General features: G+C 43.5%; 19 protein-coding genes and 1 pseudogene. 6 read left to right on the forward strand and 14 right to left on the reverse strand.

Annotated features, from left to right (window positions below):
- Positions 1–48: 48 nt before the first annotated feature.
- The 3 genes from ctaD to fdxB form a co-directional block, all read right to left on the reverse strand.
- Positions 49–1,716, reverse strand: coding sequence for a cytochrome c oxidase subunit I (gene ctaD / locus MIC7126_RS0125890; protein ID WP_017656042.1), 1,668 nt, complete (start codon positions 1,714–1,716; stop codon positions 49–51).
- A gap of 59 nt (positions 1,717–1,775) precedes the next feature.
- Positions 1,776–2,759, reverse strand: a complete 984-nt coding sequence (locus MIC7126_RS0125895; RefSeq protein WP_017656043.1) for a cytochrome c oxidase subunit II — start codon at positions 2,757–2,759, stop codon at positions 1,776–1,778.
- A gap of 509 nt (positions 2,760–3,268) precedes the next feature.
- Positions 3,269–3,562, reverse strand: a complete 294-nt coding sequence (gene fdxB, locus MIC7126_RS0125900; RefSeq protein ID WP_017656044.1) for a ferredoxin III, nif-specific — start codon at positions 3,560–3,562, stop codon at positions 3,269–3,271.
- A 1,427-nt stretch (positions 3,563–4,989) separates the two neighbouring features.
- Here fdxB and MIC7126_RS0125905 point away from each other — a divergent pair.
- On the forward strand, positions 4,990–6,582 hold the full coding sequence (locus MIC7126_RS0125905) for a helix-turn-helix domain-containing protein (protein ID WP_017656045.1): 1,593 nt from the start codon (positions 4,990–4,992) through the stop codon (positions 6,580–6,582).
- Between the two features lie 112 nt (positions 6,583–6,694).
- Here the strand turns inward: MIC7126_RS0125905 and MIC7126_RS0125910 are convergent, their stop codons facing one another.
- The 7 genes from MIC7126_RS0125910 to MIC7126_RS0125940 all read right to left on the reverse strand — a co-directional run bounded on the left by MIC7126_RS0125910 (position 6,695) and on the right by MIC7126_RS0125940 (position 14,207).
- Positions 6,695–6,937: a hypothetical protein gene (locus tag MIC7126_RS0125910; RefSeq protein WP_017656046.1), complete on the reverse strand. Its 243-nt coding sequence runs from the start codon at positions 6,935–6,937 to the stop codon at positions 6,695–6,697.
- Positions 6,938–7,182: 245 nt separating this feature from the next.
- The gene (locus MIC7126_RS0125915; RefSeq protein WP_017656047.1) at positions 7,183–7,833 is read right to left on the reverse strand and encodes an acetoacetate decarboxylase family protein; all 651 of its coding nucleotides are present in this window, start codon (positions 7,831–7,833) and stop codon (positions 7,183–7,185) included.
- Positions 7,834–7,923: 90 nt separating this feature from the next.
- Positions 7,924–8,493, reverse strand: a complete 570-nt coding sequence (locus tag MIC7126_RS0125920; RefSeq protein WP_017656048.1) for a DUF3611 family protein — start codon at positions 8,491–8,493, stop codon at positions 7,924–7,926.
- 594 nt (positions 8,494–9,087) lie between these two features.
- Positions 9,088–9,993 (reverse strand): RpnC/YadD family protein, encoded by a 906-nt coding sequence (locus MIC7126_RS0125925; RefSeq protein WP_017656049.1) that lies wholly within the window; start codon positions 9,991–9,993, stop codon positions 9,088–9,090.
- Between the two features lie 237 nt (positions 9,994–10,230).
- On the reverse strand, positions 10,231–12,243 hold the full coding sequence (tkt, locus tag MIC7126_RS0125930) for a transketolase (protein ID WP_017656050.1): 2,013 nt from the start codon (positions 12,241–12,243) through the stop codon (positions 10,231–10,233).
- Between the two features lie 255 nt (positions 12,244–12,498).
- Positions 12,499–13,749 (reverse strand): beta-ketoacyl-ACP synthase II, encoded by a 1,251-nt coding sequence (gene fabF, locus MIC7126_RS0125935; RefSeq protein ID WP_017656051.1) that lies wholly within the window; start codon positions 13,747–13,749, stop codon positions 12,499–12,501.
- A 206-nt stretch (positions 13,750–13,955) separates the two neighbouring features.
- Positions 13,956–14,207 (reverse strand): acyl carrier protein, encoded by a 252-nt coding sequence (locus MIC7126_RS0125940; protein WP_017656052.1) that lies wholly within the window; start codon positions 14,205–14,207, stop codon positions 13,956–13,958.
- A gap of 239 nt (positions 14,208–14,446) precedes the next feature.
- On the opposite strand from MIC7126_RS0125940, the gene MIC7126_RS0125945 reads away from it, so the two are divergent.
- Positions 14,447–15,352, forward strand: a complete 906-nt coding sequence (locus MIC7126_RS0125945; protein WP_017656053.1) for a CoB--CoM heterodisulfide reductase iron-sulfur subunit B family protein — start codon at positions 14,447–14,449, stop codon at positions 15,350–15,352.
- Between the two features lie 335 nt (positions 15,353–15,687).
- Complete coding sequence (locus MIC7126_RS0125950; protein ID WP_017656054.1) at positions 15,688–15,975, forward strand: hypothetical protein; 288 nt, start codon at positions 15,688–15,690, stop codon at positions 15,973–15,975.
- Here the strand turns inward: MIC7126_RS0125950 and MIC7126_RS28410 are convergent.
- Positions 15,965–17,624, reverse strand: a pseudogene (locus tag MIC7126_RS28410) (IS1182 family transposase). The gene MIC7126_RS0125950 and the pseudogene MIC7126_RS28410 sit on opposite strands and share 11 nt — an antisense overlap.
- 145 nt (positions 17,625–17,769) lie before the next feature.
- Between MIC7126_RS28410 and MIC7126_RS0125960 the strand changes: the two are divergent.
- The 3 genes from MIC7126_RS0125960 (at position 17,770) to MIC7126_RS0125970 (ending at position 19,293) form a co-directional block, all read left to right on the forward strand.
- Positions 17,770–18,537 carry a tetratricopeptide repeat protein gene (locus MIC7126_RS0125960; protein ID WP_017656055.1) on the forward strand — a complete coding sequence of 256 codons (768 nt, stop codon included), beginning with the start codon at positions 17,770–17,772 and terminating at the stop codon, positions 18,535–18,537.
- An 88-nt stretch (positions 18,538–18,625) separates the two neighbouring features.
- A complete protein-coding gene (locus MIC7126_RS0125965; protein ID WP_017656056.1) occupies positions 18,626–18,898 on the forward strand; it encodes a hypothetical protein in 273 nt (90 codons plus the stop codon).
- Positions 18,895–19,293 (forward strand): type II toxin-antitoxin system VapC family toxin, encoded by a 399-nt coding sequence (locus MIC7126_RS0125970; protein ID WP_017656057.1) that lies wholly within the window; start codon positions 18,895–18,897, stop codon positions 19,291–19,293. Before MIC7126_RS0125965 ends, MIC7126_RS0125970 begins: the two co-directional genes overlap by 4 nt.
- 136 nt (positions 19,294–19,429) lie before the next feature.
- Here the strand turns inward: MIC7126_RS0125970 and lpxD are convergent, their stop codons facing one another.
- The 3 genes from lpxD to MIC7126_RS0125985 all read right to left on the reverse strand — a co-directional run bounded on the left by lpxD (position 19,430) and on the right by MIC7126_RS0125985 (position 21,652).
- Complete coding sequence (gene lpxD, locus MIC7126_RS0125975; RefSeq protein WP_017656058.1) at positions 19,430–20,473, reverse strand: UDP-3-O-(3-hydroxymyristoyl)glucosamine N-acyltransferase; 1,044 nt, start codon at positions 20,471–20,473, stop codon at positions 19,430–19,432.
- A gap of 353 nt (positions 20,474–20,826) precedes the next feature.
- Positions 20,827–21,276, reverse strand: a complete 450-nt coding sequence (locus MIC7126_RS0125980; RefSeq protein ID WP_017656059.1) for a hypothetical protein — start codon at positions 21,274–21,276, stop codon at positions 20,827–20,829.
- Positions 21,269–21,652 carry a hypothetical protein gene (locus MIC7126_RS0125985; RefSeq protein ID WP_154656035.1) on the reverse strand — a complete coding sequence of 128 codons (384 nt, stop codon included), beginning with the start codon at positions 21,650–21,652 and terminating at the stop codon, positions 21,269–21,271. Before MIC7126_RS0125985 ends, MIC7126_RS0125980 begins: the two co-directional genes overlap by 8 nt.
- Between the last annotated feature and the right edge of the window lie 312 nt (positions 21,653–21,964).

Raw genomic sequence — 21,964 nt, forward strand, 5'->3', positions numbered from 1 at the left:
TAAATGAACCGCAAAGACACAAAGAGCACGAAGGAACAAATATCTGGACTAAGCACTAGCCTCTGTCGTCGTTGGCTGCGCTGTTGTATCATGACCATAGTCGTAGGGGCCGTGAGTGACAACAGGCAACACTTCCCAGTTTTCAATTGCAGGTGGTGAACTGGTTGTCCATTCTAAAGTTAAAGCTTGCCAAGGATTATCACCTGCTAATTCCCCTTTCATCCAACTTTGAATCATGTTAATGGTGAAGGGAATGACTGATAAACCCAAAATAAAGGCGCCGTAGGTAGAAATCACATTCAAGTCGATGAATTGTGGGTCATACATTGCGACTCTACGGGGCATACCTTTCAAACCTAACTCATGCATGGGTAAGAAGGTTAAGTTTGTGCCGATGAAGGTGAGAGCAAAGTGAATCCGTCCCCAAGTTTCATTCAACTTGCGTCCTGTCATTTTGGGGAACCAGTGGTAAATTCCAGCGTAGATACCAAACACGGAACCACCGAACAAGACGAAGTGGAAGTGAGCGACTACATAATAGGTGTCGTGGACGTGGACATCAAAGGGAGCAGTTCCCATAGTGACGCCGCTTAAACCGCCCATGACGAACATGCACAACAACCCAATGGCGAATAGCATGGCGGTGGTGAACCGGATCTTACCACCCCAGAGGGTCGCAACCCAGGCGAAAATCTTGACGCCAGTGGGAACGGCAACAATTAAGGTGGAGATGGTGAAGAAAATCCGCATCCAACCGGGGGTACCGCTGGTGAACATGTGGTGTACCCAGACGAATAACCCGACAACGCAGATGGCGACGCTGGAATAGGCGATCGCTTTATATCCGAAAATTGGTTTACGGGCGTGAACGGGAATCACTTCGGACATGATACCGAAGATGGGCAGAATCATTAAATAAACTGCCGGGTGAGAATAGAACCAGAACAAGTGTTGATAAATAACAACATTACCACCTGCATCTGGTTTGAAGAAAGATGTGCCAAAGTTGAGGTCAAACAACAGCAACACCAAACCCGCCGCTAACACTGGTGTGGAGACGAGGGCGAGAATTGAGGTGGCTAAAATTGCCCAGCAAAATAAGGGAACTTGATCCCATTTCATGCTGGGAACCTTCATGTTTAAAATGGTGATGACAAAGTTGAGCGAACCCAAAATTGAGGAAGTCCCCACCAACACGATCGCTAAAATCCACATGGTTTGAGCAGTATGTGCTGTCACCAAACTTAGAGGTGGGTAAGCTGTCCAACCAGATTGGGCGCCACCAAAGATAAAACTACCAAGCAGTAATAAACCTGCGGGGGGGTTTAACCAAAAGGCGATCGCATTTAATTTGGGGAAAGCCATATCTCTAGCACCAATCATCAGCGGTACTAGATAGTTACCAAATCCCCCAATGGCGCTGGGAACAATCCACAAAAAGATCATGATTGTTCCGTGATTGGTCATGAAAGCGTTGTATAAATTGGGGTCGAGTAAATCTGCGTCCGGTGTCGCTAATTCTACCCGAATGGCCATCGCCATCAATCCACCAATCAGATAAAACACAAACGCTGTCACTAGGTATTGAATACCAATCACCTTGTGGTCAACATTGAATGTAAAGTAATCTTGCCATTTCCACGCTTGCGGATGGGAAGCGTGGCTAACCGCCAGTTTTTCTGGTGGTGTATTCCGGGGAAATTCTACCTTGGTCATATTTTTGTCATTTGTGGTTGGTCATTTGTTATTTGGTATTTGTTTTTGCTCACCAATAACTAATGACTCTTGACTATTGACTTTAGAGTTGCTGCGCTCACACCTAAATGATCACCATGGGGTGCGAGAAACTCTGAAGCGGATAAGTTCGCGGGGTTAAGTGCGATGGTTGCTTGTAAATCTGGCTTTTGAGCTAGTTGACTTTCTTTGAGCCAGTTCTCATACTCTTGTGGAGTGTGGACAATTACTTGCGATCGCATTGAGCCGTGATAACCACCGCACAACTCGGTACAAACTACCGGATAAGTTCCTGGTTTGGTAGCTACGAAGCGCAATTCAGTAGGGATACCAGGAAGCGCATCTTGTTTCAAGCGGAATTGCGGTACCCAGAATGAGTGAATCACATCCAACGCCGACAAGTTTAATTGCACGTCTGCACCTACAGGAACATGCAATTCCCCAGTAGTAATCCCAGTATCCGGGTAATTAAAAATCCAAGCATACTGCATCCCTTGGACATTCACCACCAAGTCCGCTGGTTTACCTTGGGTTTTTGGTGAGGCGCCAATCCCAATGCTAGGAGCACTGGTAGCAGCCGACGACGAGGTATCATCGAGAGTAGCGGCTATGGCACTTCCTTGCACATGTGCCATATGTGCCGCCCCATGAGGATGACCCGCAGGCTCAAATCCACCCATTTGGTTATAAACATCTACACTGTAGATACCTAAACCAATCACAATCACTGTAGGAATAGCAGTCCAAAAAATTTCTAAGGGAATATTTCCTTCTACTGCTACTCCGTCAGTATCATCTCCTGGACGGCGACGATATTTAACCAAAAAAATGACGATAGTACCTTCTACCACCAAAAATAGCGCGATGGCGATGGTAAGCATGACGTTGAAAAACCCGTCTACCAAAGGCGCTTGTAGCGACGCTTCCACTGGTAGCAAGCTGTGATTTTGACCAATCCAAATGCTGACTACTCCGACTAATATACCAGCAATCAGCGTCCATAATGAAACAGGGATTTGTTGCATACATACTACCTGCTCTGTAAAACGCTGTTATTGGGGAATTAAGTCCTTGGGTATTGGAGAAGATGACGGGGTGTGGGTAAAAAAAGAATTTATGTTTCCCATCTTTTTGTCTCCGTCTTCCCCTTCTTCCTTCATCCCTCGTTCCTAGTTCCTTCTTTCACAGGGCAGCGTTTTTTGTTTTCTCTCACTAATTTTCTAACTTAAACCTATAAAAAATGGGGGAAATTTCCATATCTTTTCATATCTTTCCCCCCAGAAATTAAAACTATATCTCAACTCCCATCACAAAGGAGCCTGAGATTTTAAAAAAAATCTATGGTTGCTGAAAAAGCACTGTTAGCCATAATATTAATTAGGCTAAACTAGCAGCAAGTATGAATTTGTTAATCAATAACATTTAGCAATTTACGGTTTTGTTTACTGCGAACTTTCTACGTAGTTTCAGTAAATATTTAGCATTCCCCTCAGATTACCTTGCTGAGTGCTAAAACATCGTCTCTGATTCAATATCAGCTTTCCAAAGCCACATGAGTGTAGCAATTTTTAGGACAAATCCGCGCGCAAGCTTCACAACCAATACAGCCTTCTGGATTCGCTACTGTCATCACTTTCCGTTCAATTTCTTCGTCGTCTTCATCCTCAACAAATTCCCCTTCTTCGTTCAGCGCCATCAAGCCTAGTACATTGTAACCACAAACTTTAATGCATCTGCCACAGCCGATACATTTATCTTTGTCAATCCCCTGGGCAAATTTTGGTGTCCAAGTTTTACCGCCAAATGTCAATCCTGTTAGCTGTGCCATGAATAAACCCCCGGCAATTTTGCCTACAACTTCGTTTGTTCTTTGATTATCATCCTAACTCCATCTTAATTCCTGATTTTTGTTATTAAACAACCATTGGATTCATCATCAAAATTTTCTGACTTACTGAGCAATATTAATGTTTTTAGCTGTTTGATTTCTAGAAAAATTATTGCTAATATTTTTCACCAAATTATTTCAATCAGCCCCTAACCTGTAGTTTGTAGTCAGCACTTTAGTGCTAAAAATCTAGAGCCACAAGCTAATTTCATCAAACATACATCCTGATTTTATTACCCCATCCTAATACCATTTCACTTTAATAATGGTACAAACACGTTGGTAGGGAACAGTGCCGTGCCCCTACGTGTCAACTTAAGCCAAAGGCTTATCCCACGGTTATTTTACCCCACCCCGGTTTTGTCTAAAGCCAAAACCTCCCCTCCCCTTGCCAAGGGGAGGGGATTGAGGGGAGGGGTAACGCGGATCGTGATGGTAATTGAGTGAATTAAAATCATGGTTTCACAAGGGTTTTACGTTAAGTTGACACCAATGAACAGTGTTCCCTACGAGAAATCTATCTGTATCAACGTTTTTGTGAATTGCTATAACGATGGTTGCCTGTTTGGCTTGGGGTATAAATCCACATACATAACTCTCTGTTCCCTGTTCCTTTTTATTGGGATTTTAAATCAATTAATCCATCATATTTTGACAAAATAAATGATATTTATACCAGTAATCATCTGATAAGTTAATGTTTTAAATATCAAAAATATAAGTCAAACTGTATTGAAATATACAACATATATCCCTATTGTTGGAATTTGGATATAGCAATCATATTTAATTTTTGAAAAAAGACTCACTACACTTTTACTCCCTTTTTCCTCTTCCCTATTCCCTTATTAAATATTCTGCGACACAAATATGAAACAGCTAAATGTTATTTCTGCACAGAAACTAAATTGATAATCTACCGTTAATTTGTCAAGGGAAATGTAACACTCATGGCAGAATATTAATTAACATAAAATATTAAAATGCTTAATAATCGTCATTAACAGACTGGACAAAAAGCTTCAATGTTCCCCAAAAACAATTTGGATTTTCCATAAATTATTTAAAAGTTACTAATCAACAAAAATGTTAAGAAATATTCCTAAGCTCACAGTGAACAAAATCATCAAAACTATTATGAAGAGTATAGTTAATAAAGAACTGATATCAGGCTTAATTAAAAAGCCGTAAACAGCTTTTAAACAGACGTCAAGTTTGAATATGGATGTGGGGAGTTAGTGAGGCAAGAATTTTTTTCTTGCTGTAAAAATAATTTGGTTACAAGTCGTCCAGGTCATCAATAAACAGGACACATCCAGGGGAGACTTAAACCAAACATCTCAACGATTAGAGTGGGAAAAATCCATATGCCATATACAATTCCTAACAACAGTTGCGTTGGATGTGACAATTGCCGTCCCCAATGTCCCACAGGTGCAATCAAAATAGAGAACAATGAATACTGGATTGATCCTTGTCTTTGCAATAATTGCGAAGGCTATTATCCCGAACCGCAATGCGTCATCGCCTGTCCCACTCAGTCTCCCATACCTTGGCAAGCCAAAAAGGGGAGATGTAAAGTTGAGCCAAGAAATGCTACCAGCCCAGATTTATTTTCTAATGGAAAAAATCATCCATTTGCTTCAGCGATCGCTATTTGGGAAGCTTGTAATGTCCTCGCCCAGCGCACATCCTTAAACTGGGAAATCGATGATGGGGGCTATCTTTCCTATCGAAGACAAGTTAACCAAGGTAGAGGAGCGATCGCTTTCCACATCCAAGATCCTTTTCAAGTCAGCACGCGAACCACACAAATAGCAGCTATTGAAGCCTTAGATATTCGTTCCGCTTGCATTCATCTTATTTTCGCCGCCCACGTCACAACTTTAGAACAATCTTGGGAGCAAGAATTTACCATCGACGAACGACAACTAGAGAAATATTTAGGATTAGAAAAACGCAAAGACCTCAGCAAAAATGCCAAGCTAGCTTTAATGAAAAATATTGTACAGCAAGCTTGCTCTCTCATAGTTTCTATTGACTGGCCACCACAAGGTAGAGTCAAAGGATTCTCAGTTCAAGGTAGTCGCTTGTGGCATTTACTCAACATTGAACACTACTTTCAAGAAGATGATTTAGGGTGTAAATATTTAGTCGGATTAACATTTAAAATCAAAGCGGGAGCATGGGCACAACATTTTCTCAACAAACAAGCATGTAAAGAACGCACCGCATTTTATCAATATGGTAGCCTCCCCAAAACCCTGTTAACCACAGTCATGAGCATTTGGCAGCAACACGAAGGAGCAGCTAGATTAATGTTATGGTTGTTGTTTAAAACCAAAATGGGCAAAGAACAACGCATCACCATTCCTACCTTGCTGCGCGTTGCTTATGGTGAAGAAAAAATGGCGATCGCCTCCACCCAAAGAGAAGAACGCAAACGCCTACTGCGGACATTTGAAAGCGATTTAGAAGTCCTCAACCATTACGGAATCAAACCTAAATTTGATCCCATTACCTACCCAATAGAAATTCAACCCCTCTGGGCAAAATTAATAGATATTCCCGAAGATCCAGAAGCAGCCTTAGAATTTTGGACAAACGACGGTGGCTGTGAAACCCGCCTCACAGACACAGGCCCCCGTGGTAAATGGAATATGTTAATGAATGCAAGGATTCTATCCTTTGAATTACCCCCAGAATGGGATCAGCACAGTTGTGACTCAGAAAAAAAACAGCGCCGCACAGTTAACAAAACCAAGAGAATCACCAAAACCACAAGTGATTTATTGGGAGAACAGATTTTGCAAGCACGCAAAAACCTCAATCTTTCCCAGCGAGAATTAGCAAAGTTGACAGGTAAAAGCCAAAGCTGGATTCGGGACATCGAAAATGGTCGCTTGAAAGCGAAATTAGAAGACCAAGCCTTGTTAAGGAAAGTCTTGAATATCGCTTAATGCTGTCTGCGTCAAACCTAGAAACAGCAACAGAGTGTGAATCCATCGCTGCTTCTGACCAGCTATGTTTGTCACTCGGACTTTCAATCATCCCATGACGGTAAATCAGCAACTAATCATCATCATCGTCATCATCGCGGCGGCGTGATCTTTTACCTCGGCGTTCCTCGTCGTCATCATCATCATCATCTGAGCCACGAGAGTATTCATAGCTGTCATAGCGATCGCTTTGCTCCGAGCGTTCATCATTGTCGCGATCGTCACGACGACCTCTTCTGTAATCGCGGTCTTGTTCCTCGCGTTCTTCTCGGCCACCACCAGGACGAAACCTATTGATGAAATCTTCAATACCCATGACGTTCTAACCGTATTTACATGGAAGTTTTCATCACTTATGCTATCTATTGCTTGAATAACTGCTGTCTATCTTCAAGCTAGTATTGCCCTACTTCCAAAGATATGCTATTAGCAAACATCAATAGAATTAGCAACCGCCAAAAGAGGAATTAGTTAACAGTAAGTTCGCAAATTTATCGGCGATAGTCATACCTTTATCTGGCATAACAATAAGAAAAAACCCCTCTCACCATCTCAATCAAGTCAACGCCAACTAACTTCAACTTTTCTTTGTCCTACAACTGTTGGCGCATCAACCCGTAAATTTAACTGCTCACAACGCACAGTTAAAAACGCTTTACCTAAACCGATATCAGCAAAGGGACTTTCCGGGGGAACTTCCAAATGAGAACCAACCAAACTCAAACAAGATGCAAACTCTGTAGGAAACATCAACAAATCAGCGCCCATTGTACTGAAAACAGATGCACCCAAACGCAATTTCCACGCCCAGCTTTGTTGACCATAACTAAGACTGCACAACAGCCGATTTTGCTGACGGACAGTAACATGCTTCCCATTTTCCCAAGCAAAATCAGCTAACTCTTTTGGTAGTCCCCAAATTTCCCTACCACCAGCCACAGAGTCAGGATTATCAACATAAATATGAGAAATCCAACCGCCAATTTTTCCTTGATAACTGACTACAGCCGGAGCAACAATTAACTCACTATATTCTAAGACTGAGCCTGATTGATAATTAGATAAATATACACTAGCAAGAGTTTTGCCAGGCCATAGAGCAATAATGTTTAACTCTGCAGGTATCAAGTGACGAACTCGGTCAATATCGATCAAATGCAGAGTTTGAATAGCCAAGCCTATCAATGTCCAAGGTGTTTTTGGATACGGCATATCAACAATACTTCCTCGAAACTAAAATTAAATTTTCACTATCTCCACTAACTAAATAAATGTTACCGAATTAGTCAAGATTTCAATCACTTACTGTTCTAACCACTCCAACAACCCCAGAGAAGTAACTCCACCAAAAAAGTGAGCACCAATCATATTAACGTTTGCGAGTATTACAACAATATCTAACGAACGAATGATGTTTTCCGGGTTGTAAACTGCTAATCCTTGGGGTTGGGCTAGAGATTTCGCCAGCACTACTGCAACTGTCATTTCAGAGCCAACAAAAGAAATTAATAACCCTATCAAACTAACTATTAATCCAATCTGTAAAACTCGAATTACGTCCTCCTTCCTGGGATGGTTTTCTGGACTTGGTGCTTGCAAACGTCTAGCTAGAAGCCTGTAACGGAAAGCCCAATATACCCGGAAGCACAGCAATAATATGGCAACAATAGCTAAAAATATGCCGAAACCAATGCCTGGATTATTCGTTTGAGCAGTAAGGTTACGGCTAAAGGACGCAAATAACAAAACGATGCCAGAAATACCACCTAGTAGTAACTGTACCCAAAAGCTTACCCGACTTGCTAGGCGAAAAATAGCCGCAAATTCTTGTTTGGTCGGTGGTTGTGAGAAAGATTCTAATTTCTTCAACATATAGCAATCCGCATTGATTTCTGAAATTATTTACGTAGGTAGGGAACAGGAAAGAAAGGAAATAGAGGTGTACTGATTTTTTTCAAAAACCAACATACGAGTCCTATATACACACTCTTAGTTATTATTCATTGGTTTAGGGCTGGCGATCGCCCGTCATTTGGTAGAATTCGATGGCACTATCGATGTAGAAAGCCAGGGAATAGGGTAAGGGGCAACATTTTTTAAGACTTTATCTGCATGAGTTGGCAGTGTGAAGAAAGATAAGTTATCAATTACGCAGCATTATGTGGCAATGATTAATTATTTTTTTCTTTTTGTAAATGATTAAAAATCATGAATAAGATAAAGTAAGTTCTTAGTGGAGTCGAGTTAATATCTGTAAAAGAAGAATTGCAGCAGTTTTTAAAACTAGACACAATTAAATTATTACAACAGTATTATCAATAATAAAGTCCCCCTTTTTAAGGAGAGCCACTGCGCCCTTGCGGTTAAAAAACTTGTTTTCAAGAGCGTTTCCGAAGGGTAGCACGTGGCGTGGATTTTGGGGGATCTAAAACTTTCCAGGCATTCTATACCCTGCAAGTGCTGATACTACTCAGTGGGATTAATTGCTAACTGCAACTCTTCAACTGTCTTAGCCACAACAATACTACGCAAAATTTCTTTCAACTGCTCTAAATTAGAAATTGGGGTGATTTGGGGCATAAATTCTAAACCCTCACGGCCAAATTTCACTTCCAAACTCATTTCGATATTAGACAAAATATTTTCTCTCCGTCCCCGCGCTTCGCCCCGTGCTTCGCCCCGTGCTTCGCCCTCCGCTTCGCCCCGCACTTGTCCCTCGCGTAAAATTTCCTGATACCAAGGCGATTCACGTAATACAGCCATATCCCACCTCATAATTTCTTGAACTAAAGCACTCTCTAGTACAAACGTAGCAAAAAAAGCTAAAACTGTTTCCAGTTGATTTAGTTGTTGATCAGCACGCAATATTTGCAATGCTTCTCGGATTGTAGACTCACTCTCACCGCCTTTAAGAATAGGTACAAAGGGTAGTAACGAGGGTAAAGGTTGTTGAAATGCAATGTTGACATCAACCTCCCAGAGATTAATTACGCGATAATCTTGTATTGCTCGCAATCCAGCAAGATTGGATGTAAAGCTTGTAGGTATTTCCGTATCGCCCGTTGGAAGAATATTTATTAATACAGGGTATGTTGGTAATTGATATTTCTCTTCTGCTAATGCAGTATAGGCACGCATCCGTCGCGGCATTTTGGTTTGATAGCGCAGTTGTAATTCGTTAAGAACGAGAAATTTCCCGTATTCCTGGCTCTCGGCGCTGATTAAAACGTCACTTTCTCGGCTAATCCATTGAAATTGAGAGTCGAGAATTTCACCTGCAATCACATCGGGTATCTGTGTTACCCATTTGACCCAGTTGTCGGGTGCAAGGCTAATTAACTTTTTGGTGCTGATATCTGCGGGTTTTGCCATCTGGGTATAAATGCATTCACAAAAAATCTGTAAAAAGCTTACAGCATAAATTATTGGTTATGGCGTTTCTCGTTTTATGATGGTACATTTCGTCGAGGTTAGGGGCTAGGAACTAGGGGCGCTTAGGCTAGCTAGGATGTACGTACCTCATGTAAATCTAAGTGAGTTGGACATAGCTAAAAAAGGGCGGGCTTTTCAGCCCACCCCAAAAAATATACAAGAGTATTCTGTTGCTAATTAACCCAACAAAGCCTTAGCTTTAGCCAAAACATTATCAACACTAAAACCAAACTTTTCTAAACAAACACCACCAGGAGCGGAAGCACCAAAGCGATCAATACTCACAGTATCGCCTTCAGTACCCACATACTTGTGCCAGCCGAAGCTAGCAGCAGCTTCCACAGACAAGCGCTTGGTGACAGCTTTTGGTAGCACAGACTCTTTATAAGCTGCGTCTTGCGCTTCAAATAGATCCCATGCAGGTAAGGAAACAACACGAACTTTTTTACCTTCGGCTGTCAGTTTTTCCGCTGCGGTGACGCACAGGCTCAATTCTGAACCAGTACCAATCAGGATGATATCGGGTGTGCCTTCGCTATCCACCACAACATATCCGCCTTTGCTGACGCCTTCGATAGAAGTACCAGCCAAGTTGGGGACATTTTGACGGGTGAACGCCAACAGAGAAGGAGCATTTTGCTTGGCTCTCTCAATTGCTACTTTGTAAGCGCCAGAAGTTTCTGTACCGTCAGCAGGGCGAAACACCGTCAGGTTAGGAATAGCGCGCAGAGAAGCCAGAGTTTCAATCGGTTGGTGGGTGGGGCCGTCTTCACCTTGGCCGATAGAATCGTGGGTCATCACCCAAATGGAACCAGCCAGAGACAACGCAGATAAGCGGATAGCCGCCCGCATGTAATCTGTGAAGATTAAGAAGGTCGCACCGTAGGGAATTAATCCCGAACCGTGTAACGCCATACCATTGACAATTGCACCCATACCATGCTCCCGTACACCATAGTGGATGTTGGGGTTTTGGTATTGTCCTTTTTGAAAGTCGCCTTTACCCTTAATTTCGGTGAGGTTGGAGTGAGTTAAGTCAGCCGAACCACCAATTAACTCTGGTAAAACTGCCGCTAGTTTATTGAGACAGGTTTCCGAGTGTTTACGGGTGGGTAATGCTTTGTCTTCAGGGGTGTAGGTGGGTAACACTTGATCCCAACCATCAGGTAGTTTACCGCTGATATAGCGTTCAAACTCAGCTGCTTCTTGGGGATACTTAGCTTTGTAATCAGCGTATGTTTTATTCCAGTCAGCCTCGTAGCCTGCACCACGTTCTACTGCTTTGCGGGTGTGATCAAGAACATCTTGAGGAATTACAAAAGGCTCGTGTTCCCACTTCAATTCTTTACGAGTTAAAGCAACTTCGTCTGTTCCCAAAGCAGCGCCGTGAATCCCAGCAGTGTTTTGCTTGTTGGGAGAACCGTAACCGATGGTGGTTGTCACCTTGATCATGGTCGGTTTATCGGTGACAGCTTTAGCTGCTTCAATAGCTTTGTGAATTGCTTCTAAATCGGTATTACCGTTTTCAACATGTAGAACGTGCCAACCGTAAGCTTCAAACCGTTTAGAAACATCTTCGGTGAATGCTACATCCGTAGAACCGTCAATGGAAATATGGTTGTCGTCGTACAGAGCGATCAGTTTGCCTAATCCCAAATGCCCCGCAAAAGAAGCAGCTTCTCCAGAAACACCTTCCATGTTGCAACCGTCACCTAAAATCACATAGGTGTAGTGGTCAACAATGGCGGCATCGGGTTTGTTATATTTAGCGGCTAGGTGGGCTTCTGCTATTGCCAAACCGACTCCATTAGCTATGCCTTGACCCAGGGGCCCTGTGGTGACTTCCACACCTGCGGTGATGAAGTTTTCGGGGTGTCCGGGGGTTTTGGATTCCCACTGACGGAACTGCTTGATATCTTCTATCGTGACGCTATCGTAGCCTGCCAAGTACAGCAGAGCGTACTGTAACATCGAGCCATGACCTGCGGACAAGACAAAGCGATCGCGGTTGAACCACTTAGGATTCTTGGGATTAAACTTCATAAAGCGATCCCAAAGTACGAAAGCCATCGGAGCCGCGCCCATCGGCAGCCCTGGGTGTCCCGATTTTGCCTTTTCTACGGCATCGATAGCCAAGAAGCGGATCGAGTTAATACAAAGTTCTTCGAGGGATTGGGTTGCAACAGCCATAATCAGATTGTTCTTAACGACGGGTTAGCACTCTTTGAGCTTCTCTTGTGGCGGGGTGATTTAATTTTCCCCCCGCAGTATCCTCATCATCCCATTCCCGATTGTCGATGGACAAGCGGGATCTCCTGAGTTTCTAGTAATTAATCACGCTAATGATTTGGTCATGCTGAACCCGCGGTTGGGGTCAGAATGATCTCTATGATACTTTTTGTGCTCTTCTTTTCAGAGAGCCGACCACTAGTAAAATTTTGGATTTTAAGGATATTTCTTGAGGGCTAGGGTGACATTATGACCACCAAAGCCGAAAGAATTGGATAAGGCCACTTCTATTTTTTGATGGCGGCTGGAGTTGGGGACGTAATCTAAATCACATTCTGGGTCGGGATTTTCCAGATTGATTGTCGGGGGAATTTGATCATTAGCGATCGCTAATGTTGTGGCTACGGCTTCAATGCCTCCAGAACCGCCCAACAAATGACCTGTCATCGATTTAGTTGAGCTAATTGCTACTTTATAAGCATGATCGCCCAGAGCTTTTTTCATCGCTGCGGTTTCTGTGGAATCATTAGCTGGGGTGCTGGTGCCGTGGGCGTTGATGTAGCTCACCTGTTCTGGAGAAAGTCCTCCATCTTTGAGAGCTAATTCTATGGCTCTGGCAGCGCCTAATCCGCCGGGGACGGGAGAAGTCATATGATAGGCATCACAGGTCATGCCATACCCGACTATTTCCGCATAAATGCGAGCACCGCGACTCAGAGCGTGTTCCAGTTCTTCCAGAATTAAAATTCCTGCTCCTTCGCCCATAACAAAACCATCGCGATCGCGGTCGAAGGGACGACAAGCATGAGCCGGGTCATCGTTGCGAGTTGACAGCGCCCTAGCTGCGGCAAACCCAGCAAACCCCAGAGGAGTAATCGCCGCCTCACAACCTCCACAAATCATGGCTTGGGCGTATCCTCCTTGAATTTGGCGAAAAGCATCGCCGATGGCATTGGAACCGGCAGCACAAGCGGTGACTGAGCAAGAATTAGGCCCTTTTGCACCCGTGTGAATTGCCGTTAATCCTGCTGCCATATTGGCGATCATCATCGGAATCATAAATGGACTACAGCGGTCTGGGCCCCGATTTAAGTAGATAGTTTGTTGGTCTTCTAGAACCTTCAAACCGCCAATACCAGAACCGATGATGATTCCCACCTGTTCTGCATTCAATTCATTAATAACTAAACCCGCGTCCGCTATGGCCTGTTTTGCCGCCGCCACCCCAAACTGGGAAAAGCGATCCATGCGCTTGGCTTCTTTGCGTTCCAAGTAATCGTGTGGATCAAAGTTTTTCACCTCACCAGCAATGCGGCAATCATGGCGAGATGCATCAAAAGCGGTGATGTAATCTATGCCATTGCGTCCACTTAACAATCCTTCCCAATATTCAGCTGGTGTGTTGCCAATTGGTGTAATCGCGCCAACACCAGTTACTACAACGCGTCTACGTTTATAATCTGTCATGACTCAGTTAAAGGTGGCGAAAAAGCAGCATACAGAGGATCTAGGGACTAAGGACTAGGGACTGGGGACTGGGGACTGAGGACTGGGTAAACTTTCAATTCCCAATGCCCAATGCCCAATACTTCGACTTACTTCGACTTCGCTCAGTACAAGTCGCTCAGTAGAACTACCCCACCATGCCCCATGCCCAATCCCCATTAGCTTTTCTAAGCAGATGCAGCAACGTTATTGTTGATGTAATCGACTGCGTGTTGAACTGATAAAATTTGTTCGGCGGCTTCGTCAGGAATTTCAATATCAAATTCTTCTTCAAAAGCCATAACTAATTCCACAATATCTAGGGAATCAGCGCCCAAATCCTCGATAAATGTGGATTGTGGTGTAATTTTCTCAGCTTCAATACCCAGTTGTTCGACAACAACTTTCTTTACCCGATCAAAAATGTCTTCTTGGCTCATAGATAAAAGTCCTTAACCGGTTGCTATAATCTGCTCTTTATGGGCAATTGTTGTTTTGAGCATATACATCTTATCGGAAAGCGCGATCGCCCGTATACTGCTCTGGGATTTTCTTACAAAAACTCTGTTGTGGGCACTGAGCACCGGGCAATAGATCACAGATTGCCAAATAGCGATCGCTGCTAGGAATGATACAACAGTATTGATGAGGGCAACTGCCTTAACTTAAATCTACTCATATGTTATCTCCAACGCTGAAATACGCTTACTTTCCTGGTTGTGTTGCCCAGGGAGCATGTCGGGAACTCTACCAATCAACTCAAGCCCTTACCCAAGCATTGGGTATTCAACTAGTGGAATTGAAAAAAGCCGCTTGCTGTGGTTCTGGCACTTTTAAGGAAGATTCTCAACTTTTAGAAGACACGGTTAATGCTCGCAACATTGCTTTAGCCGAGGAATTAAATTTGCCTCTCCTCACCCATTGCAGCACTTGTCAAGGGGTGATTGGTCATGTCGATGAACGTCTCAAGGAATCCCAAACTACAAACCCCGCATACGTTCAGCAGGTAAATAATTTACTGGTTAAAGAAGGTTGTTCGCCTTATCGCGGTAACACCGAAGTTAAACATCTCCTCTATGCGCTGGTGACAGATTATGGTATTGAAGAAATTGCCAAACGTGTCACCCACAAGTTAACTGGACTTAAATGTGCGGCTTTTTATGGCTGTTATCTCCTCCGCGCCCAAAAATCCATGCCTTATGACGACCCCTACCGCCCAGAAGCGATGGAAAATGTATTTCGCGCAATAGGTGCAGAGCCAATTTATTACCGGGGTCGCACACAATGCTGTGGCTGGCCGCTTTCTAGCTACGCTACTACCCAATCGTTTCAAATGGCGGGTACGCACATTCAAGATGCTTTGTCAAGCGGGGCTGATTGTTTAGTTACACCTTGTCCACTGTGTCACCTGAATCTAGATTCCCGTCAACCAGAGGTGGAAAAGGTGATTGGGCAAAAGTTAGGTTTACCAGTGTTGCATTTACCCCAGTTGATTGCTTTAGCTTTAGGGGTTAGTCCGAAAGAACTGGGTTTAGAGCGTCATATTGTTTCGACTAAGCCAGTGTTGGAGAAATTGGGATTTTAATATCAAAACCTCGCCGACGAGTATCAAAGACTCGTTCGCGAGTATCAAAACCTCATTCACGAGGAAAATAACCTCGCCGACGAGTATCAAAACCTCATTCACGAGGAAAATAACCTCGCCGACGAGGATAAAAGCCTCATTCACGAGGAAAAAAGACTCGCCGAAGAGAATAAAAGCCTCATTCACGAAGAAAAAAGCCTCGTTCACGAGGAAAAAAGCTTCGCCGACGACGATAAGAGCCTCGTTCACGAGGAAAAAAGCTTCGCCGACGAGTATCGTAGACTCACGTTAAAAAAATATAGCCGTAGTCACATAAGTTAGTCCGGGAGGATGTCTTGGCGCAAACTCTGCTGGATGCTTTGGAGGTGGAAGAGAAAAAGTTTCTCGCACGGTTGAGTGTGTTTCACTTACCTGTGACTGAGGATATTGTTAGGGCAATTTCTCCCGCCTGGGACTCGAAGTCCCAGGCTAATAGCGAAAGTCCTCTGAAGAGGACTGAGGATATAGGGGAGGGAATTTCTAGTCCGCTTGAGCGGACTTCGGCTATGAGCCAGGAAATTAATGATACTGTTGGCGAATTAACTGAGGGGTCAGACCCATCATGGCTATGTGTTAAGCAGTAGCGCCAAGAGCAGCAAAAGCAGAAATACGTGTCTTTGCCTTGGGAATTTGTTGCCACCAAGCCATCAAGCGGCTCAAATTCATTGCAGCTGCGGTAGCGATGTGTTGTAAATGAGTCTTCGCTAAACCTACGTAGCGACTACGACGCAATTCATATGCGCGAGTGGCTTGGGAAAGAGAGCCTTCTACCCCAGCTCTTAATGCATAGTCAAGTTGAAAATCTGGAGTGGTTTGACGAAGCCGCGCAGCTTGCAAAGCTTGATGTTGTTCTCGGTGTCGGAATTTAAGCAGACGGGGTTCTTTTCTAGCTTGGGTACATAAGCTTCTTTTTTCACAAGCAGCACAACTAGCACGCTCAAAGCGCACCTCAATCACACGATTGTCATAATCATCGGTTCTTTCTCGCCAAGCCTGACTCAATTGACCACTGGGACATCTGACTTGATGCTTGTCCCAGTCAATCGCAAAGCAAGATAAATCAAATCCACCATCTGTTTTGGCTTGCCAACTAGAGTCACCAGGAACTTTTCCCAGTAGGTCAACCTCATACTCACTCATAGAAGTCACTAGATGCTCGGCATCGACATAAGCTGTATCCAACAGATGTTGTGCAGGCAGAAGCTCTTTTTGAGCTAGATGCTGATGAATAATTTGCGTCATTGCTCCGTCTGGAGTTGTTGCTGGAGTCGTCTCAACATTAGTAATCAGATTGGGGCGATTTTCTTCGCAGGTTTCTGTCAAATGAACTGTGTATCCTGTCCAATTGGTATCTCGTTTGGTGCGGTTGCGAGCTTCAGTGTCATAGGGGGGATTGAATAGAGACTTTGTTAGGGGGGTAAACCTGTGTTTGTTGGTTCTCGCCACACAAGTGTTTCTGCGATAAAAGCATATTGTTGCACCCAAACAGTTCGCAAAATCTCCACACTTTCCAGTTGTCGCCACTTCTCTTCAGTTTGGGACTCATCAATTACCCTCAAGATGTGGTGTCCATCCGCACCGATGGTCAGTGCCAGTTGTTCTCTTGCCGCTTTTCTTGAGGCAAGCGATATTGCTCAAACCTAGCACCATAACGGTCAAACCAATCTGAGGTCACTTGAGCTTTTAACCATTGAGGCGCAACCATTGCTAATTCATTGAGTGCATGGCGCAAAGTTTCTCCTACTAACTCCAAGCGATTCACTTGACGGATAGCCGCTAGCACATGAGTCGAGTCTGTGCGTTGCCGCCCCCGACTTTTGATGAGTTTTTGCTCTTTCAATTGATTGAGCATCTGATCTAGTAATTGCCTTTGAGAGTCTTTGGCAATCAGTCGCTCTCGAAATTCTGCCAACACGCTATGGTCAAAACCAGAATCGGTTAACTCTAATCCTAAAGCGTATTTCCAATCTATTCTTGACCTGACTGCCTCTGCTGCCTGTCTATCACTTAATCCTTCAGCAAACTGCATCACCGTAATTAGTGCTAATCTTCCAGGGGATAGCGCTAGTTGACCACAACGCGCTGGATATAAAGAGTGAAAATCTTCATCTACATATATTTGTCCCAATTGCTCATACATCTTCATGTAAACGTTGCTTTTGGGAAATGCGGCCTTTGCTACTAGGGCTGTTTGTTTTGGGATTGCCCATTGCTCTATCGGATGAAGGGTCATTTTTGTTTACACTTCTACTTGCCGACAACTTAAATCTTGGCTTAAGTTGAGATTACCTCATATGTAAGCTTCATTACTCTCTCAATTTTGATGGGTCTGACCCCTCAGTTGATTCGCCAACAGTATCATTAATTTCCTGGCGGTTGTGGACAAGCTAACTGGCCTCAGCCTAGTCGAGTCTGCTACCACCCACGCCACACAGTCAGCGGAAATATCCGAGCAGATTGGCGATGTCAAACTTAAAGCCACTACCCTCAACAACATGGCACTGCAATTCGCCCACCAAGGGGACATCGCAAAAGCGATCGCACTCTGGGAGCAATCCTTGGAAATCCAACAGCAGATAGGCGATGTCCAAGGTAAAGCCGCCACCCTCAGCAACATGGCAGGGGTAATCGCCCAACAAGGGGACATCACTAGAGCGATCGCACTCTGGGAGGAAGTTGTGTCCACACTTGCACAAATACGTGCATACGGTGATTTAGTGACGGTTCTGAGTAATTTAGATGCAGCAGATGAAAGCAACAGTTTGGTTTACTTAGCTCAAGCAATGTGGCTGACACTGAGAATTCAAGCCCCCTTAGCAAATACCATTTATCTAATCCGTGCTTTATATAATGGAATGCCTCAAGGTGATGAGTTACAAGCTGTGCTAGGTGCAACGGCAATGTTCTTTTGCAAATACCGAGGTGAAGGTCATCCCCAGTTAGAGGAACTCCAAGAGTTTAGTGTCAAAATTGTATCAGATGCAGCGAATGCCCAAGGAATTGAGACGCAGGAAGCGTTTGATAATTGGGTTGTCCAGCAACGGCTAAATGATCCAGAATATTTCCTCCCGCGACTCAACCAACGCCTAGAGGAGATAGTCGGCGATGGGTGGTTGTTTGACCCCAGTCAGGTTGTGGGGGGATGAGGGGGATGAGGGAGATGAGGGGGATGAGGGGGATGAGGGGGTGCGATCGCGTTACTCTTAAATTAATCGCTAACAATTTAATTAGTTTATGCAGTCTTTTAATATCACACTGCCAGATGCGATCGCTAATGCTCTCAGTGCCTACATTCAAGATCAAAAAGTTTCCTTACCTGCTAATGTCGTTGCAGAGGCGGCTTTAGAAGATTTCCTGAGTCAACGTGGCTATTTACCTCCACGAAAGCAAGGTTTATCCCTTACTCCTGCACCGAAGGGAAGTGGATTTAAAGATACCTCGGTAAATCACGATAAAATTCTAGCTGAACAAGCCTTTTCACAGTCATTACCACCAAACACACTTTGAGAGCCGTATTTGCTGACACTGGGCCTTTGTACGCTGCCATAGATGTAGACGACCAATATCATGAGCGAGCGCAAGCTGAATTACAACGTATTAATACAGAAAATTTAACAATCCTAGTTCCCTTTCCTGTTTACCTGGAAACATATAATCTTCTGCTACATCGTCTCGGAACTCAACAAGCAATTAGCTTTGCTAGACAATGTATCCCAGCAGTTGATTTTGTGAATCCTTCACAGGAACAATATATAGCAGCAGTGGAAAAAGCTGCACGTTTTCCAGATCAACGAATTACCCTCTGCGATGCTATCACTGCCATTTTGTCAGAGGAAATGAAGCTACCAGTGTGGACGTATGACTATCATTTCGACTTGATGCTGGTTCAAGTCTGGCGATAACAACTATTGCTGAAAGAAAACATGCGATCGCGTTACTCTTAAATTAATCGCTAACAATGTAAAATGCGTAACGCACCATGAGCAGGCGGTGCGTTACGGCAATTTATACTGTCGCTTATCATCGAGTATTAAAGACTCATTTATTTTGTTCTTGCCGTTGCAATTGCTTGAGAATTTTATATATTTCTGGGAGACGACTGTAAACGGCAGCAACTTTTAAATACAGTTTGTAGGGAATAGCGGGACTACCAGAGACGATCTCCTTTGGGGCGACATCGTTGTGAACTCCAGCTTGGGCGGAGACGATCGCCCCATCACCAATTTTCACTTGATTAGCGATTCCGGTTTGTCCTGCTAAAGTAACTCGATTCCCAATTCTAACGCCACCAGCCATCCCGGCTTGACCAGCGATCGCACAACCTGCGCCAATTTGGCAACCATGACCAATTTGTACTAAGTTATCAATTTTTGTATCATGACCTACCCTGGTTTCACCAACGGCGGGGCGGTCAATAGCAGTATTACAACCAACTTCTACGCGATCTTCTAAAACTGTACAGCCTGATTGCTCCATTTTCACCCAACCAGTGCGGGTGGGCACAAAACCAAAGCCTTCTGCACCGATGACAGCACCACTGTGAATGACGCAATCTGCACCGATGCGGGTGCGTTCATGGATGGTACAGTTGGCGTGTAAGGTGGTGCGATCGCCAATTTTCGTATCTGGATAAATCACCACGTGGGGATGAATAATCGCACCATTGCCAATTTCCACCCCCGACTGGATCACGACATAAGGCCCAACATAAACATCACTACCAATTTTGGCTGTGGGGTGAATCACGGCGGTAGGATGAATTTCTGCTTGGGGCTGGTATGGTTGATAAAAAAGAGCGATCGCTTTGGCAAATAACAATCGCGGTTCTGCTGTCGCTAACCAAGCGATATTTTGCGCCTGCGCTTGCATCTGTAATTTTTGATCTTGAGGCAAAATTAAAGCACTCGCTTTTGTCTTCTCTACCCAAGCCGCAAATTTTCCCCCTTCTACATAGCTGAGAGTCCCAATTGTCGCTTCCTCAATCGCTGCTACTCCTGTAATCTCTGGGTCATGGTTTTGATCAGTCAGGCTATGAGCAGTAACGGTGTCACCAAATTGGCTCAGGATTTCGCTAAATTTCATGGTTGTGCTTGTGAAGTCATCTACAAAGGCAAGATAATTGTCGCTCTTTGTGAGGATAATGTTCTGCACATATTTGGTTATTGGTAACTTTTTTTCAACGCTGAGGAACACGAAGTAAACGCGAAGTAACGCAGAGTGTTTCTTAAGTAAATTCGCCAGGAGTTAAGAGGTTGTTTTAAAAGTGATTGGCTGTGATTTTAATTACGTTGTTACCCCCCTTAGTCCCCCCTTATAAAGGGGGGAAACAAGAAAAATCCGGTTCCCTCCCCTTTATAAGGGGAGGGTTAGGGTGGGGTAAAAATATTTGATACATCAATCATGACTTTTAAAACATCCTCTAAGGAAATTTTGTACTAAGACGGTGGTAAATTATGGTCATCATAAGGTGGTTCTGGTGGTGGTACAACTTCTGTGTTTGCTGGCTCGACTTGTGAGCCTTTCATTTGAGTTTGCAGGGCTTTACCGAGAACATAAGAAGTGCTGCTAATACCTAATAGCCCCAAAATTTGATCGGGAATTGAGGTAGGAAATGCTGGTGGTTTGCCGCTAGTAATGATCAATACTAGACTCATGGAAATAACAAATACAAAGATTAGCAGTTGAAATCTTGCCAAACTAGCATCGCCTGTACTTTCACTAATCAGCTTTTCTAAATTAATTCCTCGCTTTTTGCCACTATTTACATTCCAAGTTCCATCCCAAATAAAAATCAAAATAAATATCTCTAGAATGGCAACAAAAAGGGTGATGATACAACCAATCACCAATGCTAAGATGGCAAACAAATCATTAATGTTAGGCACGCTCTGACCTCCGCTCGTTAATTATTGAAGATAATTTGCCCCAGATGTAAACGAAGTTACTCCCTCCTAAAATCAAAAGATATTCAGAGCGAATTTCTGGCAAGCTACATGGCACATTTGCGAGCTTACATAAATTAATGTTCTGTCTGACCTGAATCAGATAAACCACAACAAATATCAGACTGAGTAACAGTAATTGCAATCTCTCTCGGCTATAAGCTTTTTTTCCTCCTTTTTCAAACAATAATCCTCTGATATTGATTTTGTTTTTGATGAGCAAAAAGAAAACAGAGGACATCAGCCCCACGAGAAATACCCAAATTTCTATTTGAATCAAATTTGATAAGAAATTAAATCCCCATTTTTGTATTTCCAAAATCAAGCCTCCATCTCAAATTCTGTTACTGTTTGAATGACTGCTAATTAAGTCAATATCCTAAAGGCAGATTTTTTCTTATACAAGCGGTTATGTAAAAGTTATTTTTTGATAAACTAACTTAGTATTTCTTAAAATTTATTCATTCTTTTTTTACACAATTTGCCAATAGGAACTAGCATCAATCATTTATTCAGTAAATCTGTTATGAAAATAGAACTTTGAACACTCGTACTTTAACTTTACTAAGTACAAGTACCCAATCCCCAAGACACTCAAAGATTTAGCTAAAATGCAGATGTTCACCAAGCG

The organism is Fortiea contorta PCC 7126, assembly GCF_000332295.1.
In the GTDB taxonomy this organism is placed as follows: domain Bacteria; phylum Cyanobacteriota; class Cyanobacteriia; order Cyanobacteriales; family Nostocaceae; genus Fortiea; species Fortiea contorta.

What these genes read in the sequence shown, in the direction of transcription:
- ctaD (WP_017656042.1), bottom strand. Translation starts at nt 1,716, where the DNA reads ATGACCAAGGTAGAATTTCCCCGGAATACACCACCAGAAAAACTGGCG.
- MIC7126_RS0125895 (WP_017656043.1), bottom strand. Translation starts at nt 2,759, where the DNA reads ATGCAACAAATCCCTGTTTCATTATGGACGCTGATTGCTGGTATATTA.
- fdxB (WP_017656044.1), bottom strand. Translation starts at nt 3,562, where the DNA reads ATGGCACAGCTAACAGGATTGACATTTGGCGGTAAAACTTGGACACCA.
- MIC7126_RS0125905 (WP_017656045.1), top strand. Translation starts at nt 4,990, where the DNA reads ATGCCATATACAATTCCTAACAACAGTTGCGTTGGATGTGACAATTGC.
- MIC7126_RS0125910 (WP_017656046.1), bottom strand. Translation starts at nt 6,937, where the DNA reads ATGGGTATTGAAGATTTCATCAATAGGTTTCGTCCTGGTGGTGGCCGA.
- MIC7126_RS0125915 (WP_017656047.1), bottom strand. Translation starts at nt 7,833, where the DNA reads ATGCCGTATCCAAAAACACCTTGGACATTGATAGGCTTGGCTATTCAA.
- MIC7126_RS0125920 (WP_017656048.1), bottom strand. Translation starts at nt 8,493, where the DNA reads ATGTTGAAGAAATTAGAATCTTTCTCACAACCACCGACCAAACAAGAA.
- MIC7126_RS0125925 (WP_017656049.1), bottom strand. Translation starts at nt 9,993, where the DNA reads ATGGCAAAACCCGCAGATATCAGCACCAAAAAGTTAATTAGCCTTGCA.
- tkt (WP_017656050.1), bottom strand. Translation starts at nt 12,243, where the DNA reads ATGGCTGTTGCAACCCAATCCCTCGAAGAACTTTGTATTAACTCGATC.
- fabF (WP_017656051.1), bottom strand. Translation starts at nt 13,749, where the DNA reads ATGACAGATTATAAACGTAGACGCGTTGTAGTAACTGGTGTTGGCGCG.
- MIC7126_RS0125940 (WP_017656052.1), bottom strand. Translation starts at nt 14,207, where the DNA reads ATGAGCCAAGAAGACATTTTTGATCGGGTAAAGAAAGTTGTTGTCGAA.
- MIC7126_RS0125945 (WP_017656053.1), top strand. Translation starts at nt 14,447, where the DNA reads ATGTTATCTCCAACGCTGAAATACGCTTACTTTCCTGGTTGTGTTGCC.
- MIC7126_RS0125965 (WP_017656056.1), top strand. Translation starts at nt 18,626, where the DNA reads ATGCAGTCTTTTAATATCACACTGCCAGATGCGATCGCTAATGCTCTC.
- lpxD (WP_017656058.1), bottom strand. Translation starts at nt 20,473, where the DNA reads ATGAAATTTAGCGAAATCCTGAGCCAATTTGGTGACACCGTTACTGCT.